14 protein-coding genes and 2 pseudogenes are annotated in these 15,484 nt (G+C 60.2%); 10 read left to right on the forward strand and 6 right to left on the reverse strand.

What is annotated here, in order from left to right; all coding sequences use genetic code 11:
* Positions 1–195: 195 nt before the first annotated feature.
* Positions 196–1,659: a DUF6600 domain-containing protein gene (locus tag FJV77_RS07335; RefSeq protein WP_142866175.1), complete on the reverse strand. Its 1,464-nt coding sequence runs from the start codon at positions 1,657–1,659 to the stop codon at positions 196–198.
* A 537-nt stretch (positions 1,660–2,196) separates the two neighbouring features.
* Here FJV77_RS07335 and FJV77_RS32805 point away from each other — a divergent pair.
* The 3 genes and pseudogenes from FJV77_RS32805 to FJV77_RS07355 form a co-directional block, all read left to right on the forward strand.
* Positions 2,197–2,844: pseudogene (locus tag FJV77_RS32805) on the forward strand (tyrosine-type recombinase/integrase); the annotation flags it as partial.
* Positions 2,845–2,895: 51 nt separating this feature from the next.
* Positions 2,896–3,459: pseudogene (locus FJV77_RS32810) on the forward strand (transposase); the annotation flags it as partial.
* A gap of 467 nt (positions 3,460–3,926) precedes the next feature.
* A complete protein-coding gene (locus tag FJV77_RS07355) occupies positions 3,927–5,846 on the forward strand; it encodes an adenylate/guanylate cyclase domain-containing protein (protein WP_142866179.1) in 1,920 nt (639 codons plus the stop codon).
* A gap of 196 nt (positions 5,847–6,042) precedes the next feature.
* Here FJV77_RS07355 and FJV77_RS07360 read toward each other — a convergent pair whose 3' ends face one another.
* Together FJV77_RS07360 and FJV77_RS07370 are read right to left on the reverse strand one after the other, a co-directional pair.
* Entirely contained in the window at positions 6,043–6,234 is a 192-nt protein-coding gene (locus FJV77_RS07360) for a hypothetical protein (protein ID WP_142866180.1), read from the reverse strand.
* Positions 6,235–6,534: 300 nt separating this feature from the next.
* Positions 6,535–7,416, reverse strand: a complete 882-nt coding sequence (locus FJV77_RS07370) for an RNA ligase family protein (protein ID WP_142866181.1) — start codon at positions 7,414–7,416, stop codon at positions 6,535–6,537.
* Between the two features lie 112 nt (positions 7,417–7,528).
* Here FJV77_RS07370 and FJV77_RS07375 point away from each other — a divergent pair, with 112 nt between their 5' ends.
* Together FJV77_RS07375 and FJV77_RS07385 are read left to right on the forward strand one after the other, a co-directional pair.
* Entirely contained in the window at positions 7,529–7,819 is a 291-nt protein-coding gene (locus tag FJV77_RS07375; RefSeq protein WP_142866182.1) for a DUF982 domain-containing protein, read from the forward strand.
* Positions 7,820–8,060: 241 nt separating this feature from the next.
* The gene (locus tag FJV77_RS07385) at positions 8,061–8,249 is read left to right on the forward strand and encodes a DUF3606 domain-containing protein (protein WP_142866184.1); all 189 of its coding nucleotides are present in this window, start codon (positions 8,061–8,063) and stop codon (positions 8,247–8,249) included.
* A 5-nt stretch (positions 8,250–8,254) separates the two neighbouring features.
* Here the strand turns inward: FJV77_RS07385 and FJV77_RS32245 are convergent, their stop codons facing one another.
* Positions 8,255–8,638, reverse strand: coding sequence for a hypothetical protein (locus FJV77_RS32245; protein ID WP_185970221.1), 384 nt, complete (start codon positions 8,636–8,638; stop codon positions 8,255–8,257).
* Between the two features lie 44 nt (positions 8,639–8,682).
* Here FJV77_RS32245 and FJV77_RS07395 point away from each other — a divergent pair, with 44 nt between their 5' ends.
* The 3 genes from FJV77_RS07395 to FJV77_RS07405 all read left to right on the forward strand — a co-directional run bounded on the left by FJV77_RS07395 (position 8,683) and on the right by FJV77_RS07405 (position 10,687).
* A complete protein-coding gene (locus tag FJV77_RS07395) occupies positions 8,683–8,910 on the forward strand; it encodes a KTSC domain-containing protein (protein ID WP_142866186.1) in 228 nt (75 codons plus the stop codon).
* Positions 8,911–9,459: 549 nt separating this feature from the next.
* Positions 9,460–10,377, forward strand: a complete 918-nt coding sequence (locus tag FJV77_RS07400; protein ID WP_142866187.1) for a hypothetical protein — start codon at positions 9,460–9,462, stop codon at positions 10,375–10,377.
* Positions 10,355–10,687 carry a hypothetical protein gene (locus FJV77_RS07405; protein WP_142866188.1) on the forward strand — a complete coding sequence of 111 codons (333 nt, stop codon included), beginning with the start codon at positions 10,355–10,357 and terminating at the stop codon, positions 10,685–10,687. Before FJV77_RS07400 ends, FJV77_RS07405 begins: the two co-directional genes overlap by 23 nt.
* 348 nt (positions 10,688–11,035) lie before the next feature.
* Here the strand turns inward: FJV77_RS07405 and FJV77_RS07410 are convergent, their stop codons facing one another.
* Both FJV77_RS07410 and FJV77_RS07415 read right to left on the reverse strand, forming a co-directional pair.
* Positions 11,036–11,869 (reverse strand): plasmid partitioning protein RepB C-terminal domain-containing protein, encoded by an 834-nt coding sequence (locus FJV77_RS07410; protein ID WP_246691164.1) that lies wholly within the window; start codon positions 11,867–11,869, stop codon positions 11,036–11,038.
* Positions 11,863–13,620, reverse strand: coding sequence for a recombinase family protein (locus FJV77_RS07415; protein ID WP_348643812.1), 1,758 nt, complete (start codon positions 13,618–13,620; stop codon positions 11,863–11,865). Before FJV77_RS07415 ends, FJV77_RS07410 begins: the two co-directional genes overlap by 7 nt.
* Before the next feature lie 44 nt (positions 13,621–13,664).
* Here FJV77_RS07415 and FJV77_RS07420 point away from each other — a divergent pair, with 44 nt between their 5' ends.
* A complete protein-coding gene (locus FJV77_RS07420) occupies positions 13,665–13,982 on the forward strand; it encodes a YMGG-like glycine zipper-containing protein (RefSeq protein WP_142866189.1) in 318 nt (105 codons plus the stop codon).
* A gap of 377 nt (positions 13,983–14,359) precedes the next feature.
* A complete protein-coding gene (locus FJV77_RS07425; RefSeq protein ID WP_142866190.1) occupies positions 14,360–15,469 on the forward strand; it encodes an acyltransferase in 1,110 nt (369 codons plus the stop codon).
* Positions 15,470–15,484: the final 15 nt, after the last annotated feature.

Raw genomic sequence — 15,484 nt, forward strand, 5'->3', positions numbered from 1 at the left:
TCAGGCCTTTCGAAATAGCCTCGGGCGCGAGGCGTCTCACCCTCTTCGGGTTGCATGTCTACCCTGTGTTCGTTGACGGGCGTCCGCGCTTCCAGCCGGTATGGCGGCAGCGAAGGAAAGTGGCGAGGGTTCGCAGCTTTTCGCGCATTGCCGTTCAGCGGCACCGCGATGGAATAATCGCGGTGCCGCGCACAGCTAGCAGTTCGCGTCAGTCTGCGGATCGCACGCCTTGGTTTTTTGCTTCTGTGGCTTGGGCTTGGCCGCCTGCTCGGGCTCGGCCTGCTGCTGCTCGGCGGCGGGCTGCTTCTTGCCCTTCGGCTTCTCAGGCTTGGCCGCCTGCTCGGGCTCGGCCTGCTGCGGCTCGGCGGCGGGCTGCTTCTTGGCCTTTTTCTGAGGCTTCGCCGCCTGCTCGGGCTCGGCCTGCTGCTGCTCGGCGGCGGGTTGCTTCTTGGCCTTTTTCTGAGGCTTCGCCGCCTGCTCGGGCTCGGCCTGCTGCTGCTCGGCGGCGGGCTGCTCCTTGGCCTTTTTCTGAGGCTTCGCCGCCTGTTCCGGCTCGGCCTGCTGCTGCTCGGCGCCGGGCTGCTCCTTGGCCTTTTTCTGAGGCTTCGCCGCCTGCTCGGGCTCGGCCTGCTGCTGCTCGGCAGCGGGCTGCTTCTTGGCCTTTTTCTGAGGTTTGGTCGCCTGCTCGGGCTCGGCCTGCTGCTGCTCGGCAGCGGGCTGCTCTTTGGACTTTTGAGGCTTTGCCGCCTGGTTGGGCTCAGCCTGTTCGGTCGTGGCTGCGCCTTCGGTCGGCTTCGATTTCCTGCCAGCCTGAACCTGCTTCACCTCCTCGATGTCTTTCAGCTTAGCTGGTTTGGCCTTGGGATCGGCTTTCACCTCCCCCTCAAAGACAGCGACCGTATTGTTTTCCAGTTTGCCGGACTGCTCGAGCGCGTCGGTCTTGCTGACCTTGACGACAGGCACCTCCTTGTTCGTCTCCTTCTCGATCACATCAACATCTATGACTTTGTTGATCACCACGTTGTTCTGGATCGTCACATCGCCAACTGGCTCGGCCGCCTCGACAATGCGCACAAATTCCGGCTCATCACGGATAACGACGACAGAAATGTCCACAGCAAGGAATTCGCGGGTGGGGACCACCACCCAATAATAATCCGGCGTCGTGTCGAAGGTCACCTCGATTGAAATCAAATCCGGATCACGGCGCGGCGGCAGCGGAGCCCAAATGATGTGCTCCCTGTCACGACGCCAACTCACCCATGCTGGCGCCCAGCGAGTTCCCGGAACCCAGTACCAGCCGATATCGTCGGCATAGCCCCATCGGCCGTAATGATACGTCGCCCAACCGAATGGCTCGTCTGATACCCAGAGCCACCCATACTGCTCGGTGTAGACCCAGTGGCCGAGGGTATACGGACGCCAACCGTCAGGTACATCAACCGGCACGAAAACGGTCCCCCCGTGATACGAAAGCCAATCGCCATGGGAAGACAAGTCTTCGTAGAATGTGCTGATCGAAACCTCAGTGGCAGCCCTGGCCTCGGACACAAGCGACAAGGGCGCAATCTGGTTGGGAATATCGACGATCGTGAGCAAACAGGCGGCTGCGCCGCCCAGCATCAGTCGGACAGCATTTTGCGCAAGGACGCGTTTCATAGCTTCCTCCGAAACAGACGCCCTTCATCTTAGAAAACTCGCTGGCTGTCGGATTGTTCCACGTTGCGAACGTTTGCCGACATCCACAACGGCTGGGCGTCGCACAATGATACTAGCAATCAATAGAGGGGTGAACCTGGTCATCACCGCCGTCACAAATGCGCGCCGAAGACGCAATGCAACGGGATGCGATGCACTCAAAGGATACCAGCGTCGCGCTGTGGCTCTTATGCCACTGCGCAGGCAGTTCCATCCGGCTAGGCATCGTTGCGCTGGGTCGGATGAACGAATGGCTGGTTTCGGGGAAACCGCAGGCGCTCGCGAGTGGCTTAGATGAGCGCCCTCCAGACAGGCAGCTTTGGGGCCGGAGAACGAACTCGCTGCGCGGGATGGGCGCGTGGGGTGAGGTAGAGATCTCGCGCGCGCATTGGGGGTGGTTCGGCAGCGGCAAAGCATCACGGGCTTCTTCAACAAGGAGCCTGACCATGCCCTACCCTGTTATTGATGCACATATCAGTCCACTTCGCAGTGGTGAATATGCGGCGTTTCTCACGGGAGACGCAGCGCAACTATCTCCGCGACATCGGACGCCTGGCGACGTTCCTCGGACGTTCACCAGACACAGCGACCACCGGCGACCTGCGCCGGTTCCAGATCGAGCAGCAGGAGGACGGTGTTCCCGTGCCGACCATGGACAGCATCGTGCCGGCGTTGCGCTTCTTCTTCACGCATACGGTCGATCGTCCCGATCTGGCGCGCAAACTCGTTCGTCTGGCGCACCCGCGCAAGCTGCCGGTGGTGCTGAGCCGCGACGAGGTCGCCCGGCACCAGGCCGCGCTGTCGGTCGCTTATGGCGCGGGCCTGCGCGTGGCGGAGGTATCGACGCTGAAGGTCGCCGACGTCGACAGCGAGCGCATGCTGCTGCGCGTCGAGCGCGGCAAAGGTGGGCGATATCGCAACGCCATGTTGTCAGAGGACCTGCTCGCGCTGCTGCGCCAGTGGTGGAAGGTCGGGCGGCAGCAGGGCGTGATGAACCGCGACGGCTGGCTGTTTCCGGGGCAGCATCCGATGAAGCCGATCAGCACGCGGCAGCTCTATCGCGTGGTCGTCGAGGCGGCCCAGGCCGCCGACATCGCCAAGCGGGTCGGGCCGCACACGCTGCGTCACAGCTTCGCCACCCACCTGCTGGAGGACGGCACCGACATCCGCATCATCCAGGTCCTGCTCGGGCACGCCAAGCTCGCCTTCTTCGGCGCAATTGCTCATCTCGCGGAACGGCGGGCATTCCTGCGCCAGCTGTCGCCGGTTCCGGAGGAAGCGCTGGGTGGTCTACGCCAAGGCGCCTTTCGCCGGCCCGGAAGCGGTGCTCGCCTACCTGTCGCGCTACACGCACCGGGTCGCGATCTCGAACAGCCGCCTCAGCCGCCTCGACGAGAGCGGCGTCACCTTCCGCTATAAGGACTATCGTCGCGACGGCATCAACCGGCAGCAGGTCATGACGCTTGCGACCGACGAGTTCATCCGCCGCTTCCTGCGCCATGTCCTGCCGCACGGCTTCCATCGCATTCGCCATTACGGCCTGCTCGCCGGCTCCGCCCGCAAGGCCAGCCTCGCACGACCACGGGAACTGCTGAACGTCGCTGCACCGTCCGACGATGACACCACGGACGAACCGGACAACTTCCGCCCGCCATGTCCTGCTGTGGCGGCCGCATGATCATCATCGAGACCTTCGAACGATGGAGGCAGCCGCGCGGACCACCGGGCGCAACCACGACGAACCGGGAGAACTCTCCATGAACTGGCATGGCATGCTCCAGCCTTCAGCCGCAGGCACTCAGCCTGCGGCAACGGATCAACGCACGTCCTTAGTGATTATCGGCTCCGACAGAGCCGCGCCCAGCCGCCAACCGTCCCGACAACACCGCGCGGCGGCGCAACGAAGCGGTCTGTCCGCATCCATCCCGGAGCTTCCCGGCGGCGGTCGCGCCATCGCCGACATCTGCCGAAATCCGAAATCCCCATAGCCATCGAATGTGGCCCGCGGGTTCCTTCCTCGGGGACTTTCGTACGGCTACCGGCACCCGAAACTCTTCACGAGACCGGACGGTCCGCTCGCAGATCGGAACTGCGGTAAGCTGCCGAGCAATAGATTTCAAACTGATCCACTACCCAAGCCCATTCGCCTTGCGGTTTGAACCGAGACCTGAAAGGATCGAAGCGAGCCAGATGCGGGAGCACATCTTTGGCTGTGGGAGCACGCCAGCGTGGTGACCACTCGAGCGGAGCGGCGACTAGCGGCCATTCTGGCCGCCGACATCGTCGGCTACTCGCGCCTCATGGAAACCGACGAGGCGGCGACGCTCGCAGCGATCAAGTCGCTCCGAGCGGAGGTGATCGATCCGCTACTCAACGAGCATAAGGGACGCGTCGTCAAGCTCATGGGCGATGGCGCCCTGGTTCAGTTCCACTCGGTCGTCGATGCCGTTGCTTGCGCCGTGGCCATTCAGACCAGAGTCGCCGCGCATCAGAGCGAGGCTCGTGCTGAGCGCCGCATAGTATTTCGTATCGGCATCAATCTCGGCGACGTGGTGGTCGAAGGCGATGATCTCTTCGGCGACGGCGTGAACGTGGCGGCGCGCCTTGAGCAGCTATGCCCGCCGGGCGGCGTTCTAATCTCGGGAACCGCGTACGATCACATGAAGGGCAAGCTCAGCCTGCCAATCGACTTCGCTGGCGCTCAAAAGGTCAAGAATATCACCGAGCCGGTTCGCACCTACAGCGTCAGAATGCAAGGGGTAAAGCGTGGGTGGAGCCTGCGCACTCGCCGCATCCGGCGCTTTCTGCCGAGGGCGGCTGCATCCCTTGTTTTGCTTGCGTTTGCGGCTGCTGGAGCTTGGTGGTGGCTGCGGCCGGTTGATACTGCCATCGCGAAGCCATCCATAGCAGTTCTGCCCTTCAGCAATTATGGCGGCGACGAGACCACCGGGCGCCTCGCGGACGGCCTCACCGAGGACATCATCACCGACCTCGCGCGTTTTCCCGAGTTCGAGGTCGTCGCCCGCAATTCGACCGAAGTCTACAAGGGTAAGCAGGTGGACGTCCGCCAAGTCGCCGCTGCGCTACACGTCGGATATGTGCTCGAAGGTTCCGTCCAGCGCCAGGTCAGCCGTGTGCGGATCAATGCGCAGCTGATCGAGGCGGCGTCCGGCAACCATCTGTGGTCGGAGCGTTGGGACCGGCCGGATGAAGACGTGTTCGCTGTCCAAACCGAGATTTCCGAGCAAGTCACCAACCGGCTCGGTGGCGGCGAAGGGCTGATCCAGGGCGCCGGGCGGGCCGCGGCCAAACGCAAGCGGCCGGAAAACCTGAACGCCTACGAATTCTATCTGCTCGGCACCGAGAAGCTTGCGCAGATTAATAAGGCGGATATTGAGGAGGCCGTCAAGCTGCTCACTCGCGCTGTCGAGCTGGACCCCGGGCTTGCCCGCGCGTGGGTCGAGCTTTATCATTCTCACAGCCTGTTGGCGAGCTTCGGCGTCAACCCTGAGAGCGAGCGGAAGGCGGCGATCGAAGCAGCGGAGCGCGCGGTGCGGCTTGATCCGAGCGACGCCGAGGCGCATGCCGTGCTTGGCATGAGCTTTGGCGAGAGGGGCGACATGGCGCGCGCCAAAGCTGAGCTGGACACGGCGTTGAGCATGGCTCCGGGTTCAGCTGAAATCCTGACCTTCTATATCGGCTGGGCACCAACCTTCGGGGAACCCGAACGCGGCGTGGAACTGATCGACCGAGTGATCCGACTCGATCCGAACTACCCATTGTGGACTACAAACTTCTTCTCCTATGCCTACTTCATGGCCGGCCGCTATGAAGATGCGCTGAAAATGCAGGCGCGCATGACACCCGAAACCTACAACCTCTCCAAGTGGTCGATGCGGTGCGGTTCGTTCGCCGCCCTTGGTCGAACGGAAGACACGAAAGCCTGTGTCGCAGAGGCGCTCAAACGCTTCCCGGACCTGACCATCGAAGCCATGGCCAACGAGCCGGGCTACAGCGACGCCGAGCACCTGCGTTTCACCGAGACCATGCGCAAGGCCGGCTTCCCGGCCTGTGCGAGCCCTGAGGCGCTGGGGAAATTCGCCAAGCCTCAGCGACTGCCGGAATGCGAGAAGGGGGCTGCCAACTAGACTGTGAAACCTGCGGGCGCGCTTGCTCATCTTGAGAGAATTTCATCGGAGCCGATTTGTTCATGAAGGGGTTCAGACGGCTGGCACCTCACGGACCTTGCGTCCTTTTGCGCCTGCACGCCGTACATCCAGGCGTAGGTCGTGCGCTCCTGGTCCTTCTTCGCAACCGGCATCAGCTGGGCCCTCTGCGTCGCGCCTAGAGCCGCACGAACCTATTCAGCCCTAGACGCATCCTCTGGCCTTCCGCATAGGACAGCGCATATTCTTCTACTTCAAATGATCGGGTAAGTTCTTGGTCGTTTTCGGTGACCCGGACGACCCATTCGCCAGAGACTTCAGCCACTTCGACACGAGTCGACACATTCCTGAATGGAACCACGTTATCCATCGCATGCCTCCCTACGAAAGCAATGGCAACGTCGAATTTTATAAGAGTGGCTAGCGGCGGTTTTCAATATCAAAAGTGGGGAGCCCGAGCCGCTCCCTGCCATCCGAGTTCCTAGCGCAACCCCTGCATAATGGTTTCGAAAATCAGGCCAATTTCTTCATCGATCTCCTGCCCCGGAATGCCTTGGGTTTTCGCCTCCCGCTCCGCGTCCACTGCCATATCGATAAGACCGGGTCGACAATCGCATCGTCAGGCAAAGGTCTGATATCCAATGATAGAGAAAATCACTCCCGCGCTTGCTCATTCTTCCCGAAAATCCTGAACTGAGGCGTGACGAAGTTTGGCCTCGCCGCGCAGATGGCGGACCCGCGCGGTGATACCTGGCTTCACCCATTCGACGTCTCCATCGGCCTCCGCGGTCGGGACACCGGCCGGCTGAGCCGTGCGATCGCCCTCTATCCGCTGCCATAGCCGCTCCTTGATTGCACGGCCGGTGGCGATAACGGCTTTGCCAACATATTTGCCGTCCCGTGCGAAAAGCCCCTCCGTCTGTTTGCCGGCCTCGCGCTTGACGCCGAGGAGGTCGAGTTCATCGACATCCCAGCATTTGGTTTTTACCCAGGCATCGGAATCGCCGCTTCGGTATGGGCTACCCCGGCGCTTCGAAACAATGCCCTCAAGGCCCATTTTCCCCGCCGCCTCGTAGAACGCGGCGCCACCGCCCTCGACATGCTGGCTGTACTGGATGATACCGTCGGCCGGCTTGACCAAGTCCCACAGTATCGCCTTACGCTCGATCGCCGGCAACGGGCGCAAATCCTGGCCGTCCTTGTGCAGGATGTCGAAGGCGACGAATGCGAGTAGTTCGGCGTTCCATGTCATGCGGGCGTGCATCTGATGAAAATTTGGCCGCCCATCCGCTTCGGGAGCTATCATCTCGCCATCGATGATGAATGCTTTCGCCGGCAGTTTCTCGGCCGCGTTGACGACAGGCCAGAAGCGTTTCGACCAATCATGCCCATTCTTCGTAAAGGCCCGGGCGCCGGCCCAGTCGAGGATGAGCTGGACGCGGAAACCGTCATACTTGATCTCGTGCAGCCAATCATCGCTGGCTGGCGGTTCCAGCACCAAGCGTGGTTCCTGCGGTTTGATAAATCTCAGCCGCTCACCATCGTTACGCATGGACGCACTCCCACCCGCCGCGATTTAATAAGCTCAAGCTAAAATGGTTCCCAAATCGGGAAACCAAATAGCTCTCGCCACGTTTAGGCGCTCAAACGACCGGAAGGGTGTCATGGCCAATTTCTTGCCACTTTCCGTGAAGCTCGTGGACGGCACAAAAATGTCGGTGTCATCCATCTGTGAGGCTGAGGTGGCTCTGCAGGGACAGTGGAAAAATAGACGAGCAGCGCCATACAAGGATGCTTGCCGGCTCATCGCTGCAGCCAAGGCGGGAACCTGCAATCCGGCCATCGCGTTTGCGGCTTTCAAGGCCGCCGCTATCGATCAGCGCCTGTTGCTGCCTGCCGAAAAGAGTGCAGCGCTCAAAATGTGGGATGGCCTGCGTGAGGACATGCAGAAATGACGAAGCTCTCGGATCTAGGTCCACTTGTCATAGGGCCACGGCACGGGGCCGAGCCGGCCGATAAGAAAGATTGGTTCTACAACTGCCCGCACTGTGGCCAGCTGGTCGACCAACGAGACGCGCGCCAAGTGTTCTATCACGAAGGTCCCGGGCACGAACCGCTAGAGCCAGAGGACAGTGCGACTATTCTGAAATTCATAGGTCGGAAGGCAACTGACACACGCAGCTAGAAACCATGAAGATGGCAGACGACAAGAGCAAACGCGATTTCCGCGACCGCGACAGGGTATCGGCTGATGAGGATTATGAGGTTCAGTACTTCGCCAAAAAGGCCGGAATTACGCCTCAACAGGTGAAGGATCTGATCGCCAAGCATGGGAACAGTCGCGCGACGCTTGAGCGCGAAGCCAAGGCGCTGTCGAAATCATGACGCGGCTATCCGATCTCGGCAGACCAATAATCGGGCACCGACATGAAGGACCCCCTGCAAGCGAGCTCGAGCATTTCATCGCTTGCCCTGTTTGCGGCCAACAAATCGACATGCGCGATTTGCGCCAGGTCGCCTATCATGCCGACCCGGAGCACGAACAGCCCCTCGAACTGGACGCCTAGGACGCACAGTGCCGAAATACCGTTGAGGAAATGGACGGTGATAACGTTACGGCCACCAACATCGTCAACGCCACTACACCGATCAAGGCGGCGCGGAAAGCGACGGAACGCGATGTCACTCTGCGCACCAGCGAACCCATTTGGATCAGGGTCACAGACGAAAAACGCGGCCACATCTTCGAATACAGCTTCAGCCTGTAGATCCATGTTGGGCTCGCCTTGCGTTTCAGGCTGAGTTTTTTGGACGTACCATGCCGTCGACGTCGATACGCAAGTTCGACTATAACCCGAACACCAGGGTTCTCTCGGTCTGGTTTGTAGCCAGCGGCAAGCACTATGAGTTCTTGGACGTACCGCTTGAGGCCTTTGACGCGTTTCAATCCGCCTTTGCTAAGGGCCGCTACTTCAACAGCCACATCCGCAATCATTACGCATTCCGGCTTGCGGAGGGGAAGGCACGAAGCGCATCGGGCGATTGACATAAGCGCTAAGAGGGAAAGCCCGTCCTGCTGCATGTCGCATCGCTGCAAAAACGCCCTGAGGCCGCACTTCGACAAGGCCAGCTAAAAAGCCGCCGCTCCCCGGGAGAAAGCAGCGGCTCTGACCGCATCCACACGGTCTTTACAGCAGTACGGCATTTCCTGCTGCGACATTTCAACTTCGCGTGTTGCCTGATCGTTCCGCCAGAAATGCAAAATGCCCGCTGAGAGCGTGACAACGGGCATTTCGTTGCGTCCGAATCAGGGAGGGGCCCCGACCCGGGATATCCTAGAAATGCCCAGGGCGCCGATTTTGTTCCCTCGGAAGCCCTTTCCGATTGGCGTTGGTGGCACGGCTAGCCCGACGGCGGAGGGAGGAAAATCAGATTCTGAACCCTCATGGGAACGAACGGGACTTCCAACAATTGTTACATCGTCTCAGCGTTTTATTAGGAGGATCTCATGGGACGCGGTATCTTGCTGTGGTTGCTCGGGGTTCCGATCCCCATCATCATTCTGCTCATGCTCTTTGCGCGATAGGGGGTGGAAATGCAAACCGTCCTCTCACCAACGGACGTTTCGGCGGTTACTGAATCTTCGTCATCGGCGGTCAGTTGGGGGCCGATAGTCGCCGGCGCCTTGGCGGCATCGACTCTGACAGTTATCCTTTTGCTGGTCGGTTCAGGTCTTGGGCTGACGATGGTTTCGCCCTGGATCGGATCCAGCGCCTCCGTCACAACCTTCACGGTTTCGGCCGCTGCCTGGCTTGTCGTGGTGCAGTGGCTGTCAGCCGGTGTTGGCGGCTATCTTACCGGTCGGCTGCGCACCAAATGGGTGAACGTCCACACCGACGAAGTCTATTTTCGTGACACCGCTCACGGATTTCTCGCCTGGGCGTTGGCTACCTTGTTGGTTGCTGGTGTTCTCGGCTCGGCTCTTTCTTCAGCGCTAGGCTCGGGTGTGCAAGCAGCCTCCTCTGTGGCTTCTGGCGCTGCGTTGGGGGCTTCTTCTTCTGCGGCGAGCAACGGGGGTCCCTCAACTGACAATTTTCTCGGCTACTTTGTCGATACGCTGTTTCGGCCAACCAATACCGGGACTGTGGCCGCAGCTGACCAAAACGATGCTGCCGCGACTGGGCAGGCAACACGCATTCTGATCGCCAGCGCCGCAAATGGCGAGGTTTCAGCGGATGACAAAACTTATCTGGCGCGACTGGTCGCTTCCCGCACCGGTCTATCAGAGGCGGATGCCAAAACTAGGGTCGACACTGTGCTAGCCAACGTTGACGCCGCCAAAAACAAGGCCAAAGCGGCGGCCGACACTGCCCGGAAAGCTAGTGCCACATTTGCGCTCCTGGGTGCCCTGTCGTTGGTGATAGGCGCGTTCATAGCAAGCGTTGCTGCAGCGCTGGGTGGCAAGCAGAGAGACGAGGAGGAGGCGCTGTTTGTTCGCAACGACGTTCATTGAAGTGCTGAAGCCGACGACCTTGCCTCTCTGCAACCCGGCCCCAACCTTGACGTTCCCCGACCGGCTATACTGCTTCACAGGCACGTTCAATTTTGGTCAGCGAAAACACTGCGAACAGGCTATTGCAGATCGCGGTGGCTTCTCCGGAGGCCTTAACCAGAAAACGGAGGTTCTGGTGATTGGTGCCTACGCCACCGAATCGTGGAAGGACTCGTCATTTGGAGACAAGATCGTCAAGGCGACCGGTTGGCGCGACCAGGGATTTCCGATCTCGATCGTGGCGGAGAGCCACTGGGTCGATTTTCTTTGATGCGATTGGCGCACCGCTGGGGCGGTCTACGGGCCCGGGGCGCTAGATGCAAGTCTTGCCAGCCTGCCCGCAGTCGCCGCTTCGATGCTGGCCTTGCTCACTGCGTAATGCCGTGACGCCAGCCAAGCGCAAGGTATAGTTTTTCGTTTTCTAGCCACACGATCAGCCTCCTCCGTCGGATCTACTGCCAGACGCCGGAAGCGGATCGTGTGGGCCTGCTCGCGAGCCGCTCGAAATGGATGTGTAAAGAAAAAGCCCACTGACCTTGGCCACTGGGCTTCAACATCTGAATGACCAGACGTCAGTCTTCGGATGAGGAAGCGGCCACCACCCCACAATCGAATCCCACTATTTGTGGAAAGGCACAGACAAATTGTGAAACTCTTCAAAATGGCCTGGAAAATTGCGGGCCAGATATCGCACCACTCTGGAATTATCCATCATCCGGTCGAAAAAACGGTTGGCTGAGACGAGCTCCAGGCCCACTTGGCCATGATTTTCCACGGCGCTTAGAACCGCAAGGCTCAGCTCGCCGACCTCGCACACCATCGCGCCGCGCTGGTCTTCAGCCTGTGTGGTGATCGTTGAGAGATTGCAATCCTTGGCCAGCAGGGCTTGTGGTGTCAGAGCGACGAGTAGCCTCGCGTAGGTGATCCTGACCCGGTCCATCGCCACCATCAGCCGGGCAATCTCCAATTGCCTGGCTGGCAGCACCTTCTGGAGAAACCCGAAGGTTTTTGTTTTCACCGGCGCGTCCCGAAGCAGGTCGAGGACATCAGGGCAAATTCCGTTAACGAGTTTCCGGTTCTCGCCGGTCTCGGAAGCGGGTTTTCCGGGAGGGCAGAACATTTGCGGCTCGCGGGTCGCGCCACGCAACCTATGTGCCAGTAGCCTTGGCATTGTCCCGAGGCCCTCAGACACCAGCACGGCGCAAAATTGCTTGTCGCGCATCACCAGGTGGAGCGCCGCGACGATCCGGTCCAGGCTCTGTTCAGACTTTGCCGCTTCGGCGACGAAATCGCGCATGCGTTTGCATTCTGTATCGTAGGTCGCCAAAAATTCGTGCGAACGAAGCCTCTTCTTGGACCCTATTGCGCCAGCAGCAATATTCCTCGCATGTCTGTTGCCACCGTTTTCCAGTGCGCGGTAGGCGGCGTCCTTCGGCAAGCGCTTGGCTACCAAGTCGCGCCCCCGACAGGCTCTCGCTCTGCCAGCCTGATAATTGGGTTGAGCGCGGGAAAAAAATAGGTGTCCAGCGGTGCCCCATTGATGGCGTGCAGTTCCGATTTGCCCGCGATCTCATGCGCAGGAGCAATCAAATAGTCCCGAATGGTCAGGTCGCCGGGATTCATACGGATCAGGACGAAAATATCCGGCAGCGGCCGTTGATCGGCCTTCGAAAACCAGCGTGGATAGCCGAAGCCGGAAACCCTGCATCGCCCTATTGTAATCGCCACGGTGATCTCCTCGTTTATCCGCAGGAGGTCCGTCGCTATGTCATGGGCAGCAACCCCGCCCCGCCTTTCCATCGCGCCCACGAGATCCCGGATAACCTGCAGCCTCATTGCTTCCAGGCGCCGGTTCACGCCGATGTAGCGGTAGTTTTTGGATGGCTCGTATCCGATAAGTTCATAGGCTTTGACGATGGTTCCAAAACGCCACTGGTAGCGTTGGGACGGCGGGCACTCGGAATCAGCGTCGATCATGGCTAACGACAAGGCGCCACGGCGAGCCAAAAGTGCCCTAAGGGCGGCCAGCATCTCGTCATTGGTCATGTGGCGATAGATGGTCTTGAGGACGATCTGCGCCCGGTCGAACAGTTTGCGGTCGACGATAGGCTCCAGGACGTTTTCCACCCGCACCCACTGTTCCGGGGGATTGTGGACTTGATGGCTTCTCAGCCGGGCCGAATGCTTGTTCCAGACGCTGTTGCCAATGTAATTTTCGTTGGTCAGCACCGAGTGCACGGATTCCCGCGTCCATGGTCGCCCCAAATCGCTGAGCACGCCGCGCTTGTTGAGCAGTCTTGCCATCTCCAGCTCTGTCTTGCGTGTTCTGACAAAGTGACTGAAGATCCACCTCACCGTCGCAATCTCGTCAGGCGGTCCGAGCACCAGAACTACTCGATCCGTTTGCTGGCTCTTGTATTCGTAGGATGAAAGAATGCCCTTTGAGCGGCCGTGTTGATCGACAAGCAAGCGCCGCAGGCCAAAGCCGGCCTTCGCGCCTTGCCGGAAGCCCAGCCGCACCAACCTCGCCTGGCCGATGAAGACTTTTTGCGAGAGCATTCTGCTCTGCTCGGCAGCCATGCTGCGTTTGATTGCTTTGAGTACATCTGACCCGATGCTGCCGTCGTTTGCGAATTGCTCGGCGCAAAATTCGATCCGGACTCCGGCTATCTGGCACCGATACTCATAGACGGCGCTCTCATCGATATTCTGGAACCGTCCCCAGCGGCTGACATCGTACACCACGACCGTTTCGAAATCGGCTCTTCCGCTTTCGACATCGGCCAGCAACCGCTGAAGGCCGGGACGGCCTCCGAGGTTGAGACCGCTACGACCGGCGTCCTCGTAGGTTGCAACAATGTCGTAGCCCATGATCTCGGCGTAGTCTCGTATGGCATCTCGCTGGTTGTCGATCGAATAGGTCTGGTGGTCTGTCGACATGCGCAGATACTGGGCCGCACGCACCACGCGCCTGCCTGAGGGGGCTTTTAGGGCCGCTGCAACCTCGTCCATCGCTTGCGCTGTCCTGCCGGCTTGCATGCTAACAATCAGCGACCTGTTGTTTGGTTGAAAACAACCGTCCAGTTTGTGTCGAATGCCGGGCTTCTCTGTTTGGAAAGCATAGCCTTCAACTGCCGGGAAACCGTGACACACTTCGTGAGCCGGCGTGCCGCCGTTTGGCCGCAATGCGCCAGCAACTGGCAACCATTCGCTCCAATCCGCGTTTGGGGCTTCAAAGGAGTTCCAGGATGATCATCAAGAAAGCCATTGCCGCCGTGCTCATGACTGCCGCGCTGGCAGGCTGCGCGACCCAGACCGAACAGCAGCAGCGGGCGACCACCGGCGCGCTCGTCGGCGGCGGCGTCGGCGCGCTTGCCGGCCAGGCGCTGGGTGGCAACACCAAGAGCACGGTTATCGGTGCGGCCGGCGGCGCCCTGCTGGGTGCCGTCATCGGCCAGTCGACCACGCCACAGCGGCGCGGCGAACAGCTCTGCCGCTACCAGGACCGCTACGGCCGGATTTACACGGCACCCTGCGACGACCGGTATTACAACGGCGATTATTGAGCGAAGCGCCGGTACTGACACCTTCTCCCCTACCGAACGAAGGCATCAGCAAAGCGACGCATAAGGGGTGTTCCACGGAAGGCCACGCCATTCTGCTGGAACACCCTGTGATTCGTCTCGGCGCTGAGCGCCGATCCACCTTCTTCTATAAGGGCAGAAGGAAAGAGCTACTCCTCCTCCCCCGTGCCACTTTTTCAGCACCGCCAGCTACGCCTCCTACGATCGGTCGGCTGCGGTCGCCGACGGTCTGCTGCAAGATCGACCAATCGACCAGCACCATTTCACCGTCCTGCCCAGTTGAGTGTGCGTCGCAAAACTTTCTTGTGCATCGCAGCAATCGATGCGTAGATAGGCAAAGTAAAACTGGCGGAAACGGGATGACCGAGACGCGAGATTCAAGGACGGCCCACTTCGACGCCCTGCATGGACTTAGGGGCATTGCTGCTGTGTTGGTGATGCTCGGCCACTTCAGCGAATACACGGGCCGGCAATATGACCTGGCGCCTTCAGGGTTCCTCGCCGTGGACCTGTTTTTTCTGCTGAGTGGCTTCGTGATCGCCCACGCCTACGACGACAAGTTCCGAAAAGGCATGTCATTCTGGGGCTTCGCGGAGACCCGTCTTCTCAGGCTCTACCCCCTCTACTTCGCCGCACTCGGCCTGGCCATGATCGGCGTCGGGGCAATCATCGCAACACAAGGGATTGGTGCGTATTCGCGGCTGGATTTGCTCGCAACCCTTGGGTTTTCCGTTCTTTTCCTACCTACGCCGCCGACGCTCTCGACGGCTCCCGACCTGCTTTTCCCGCTCGATGGCCCGGCATGGTCGCTGTTTTATGAACTCGTCGCCAATGCCTTTTTTGCAGCGTTGGCGACAAGGCTGGTTGCACGTTCGCTGGCCGTCATCGTCGCCGTCGGCTTGCTGGCCCTGGTGCTGATGGCCTGGCATGGTGTCGTGCTTGGCGGCGGCGCCTACTGGGACAACACGATCGCGGCTCCCGCCCGGATCGCCTTCTCGTTCTTTCTGGGGGTCTTTCTCAACCGGTATGCGACCGGGGACAGCCGGGACGGCAATCTCTACATGCTGTTCCTGCTGGCCCTATGCGGAGCGCTGATGTGCTTCGATCCCGCCGAACATGTCCAGTTGTACAGTCTGGTGGTTATCGTCCTGATCTGGCCCTGGCTCGTTCTCGTGGCATCACGCTTGCGGCTTTCCGGTTTCTGGCGCTGGATTGCGCTCTTCTCCGGCAACATCTCCTACGCCATCTATGTCCTTCACACGCCGCTCATCCGCCTTTCGAACGCCGCGGTCGAAGCTGTGACCGATATTTCATGGAACGAGCACGGCCTGCCGTTCATCCTGGCGACATCCACCTTGATCATCGCGGTCTCGGCATTCGCGCATTATGTCTACGACAAGAATATCCGGGCCCTGCTGCGGCATTGGCTTTCACTTCGCCGCGGGCGAGAGCGCGTGACCCAGTTCTAGGGTGGATTCAGTTCG

Origin of the sequence: Mesorhizobium sp. WSM4306 (genome assembly GCF_007003975.1) — a bacterium.
Lineage (GTDB): Bacteria > Pseudomonadota > Alphaproteobacteria > Rhizobiales > Rhizobiaceae > Mesorhizobium.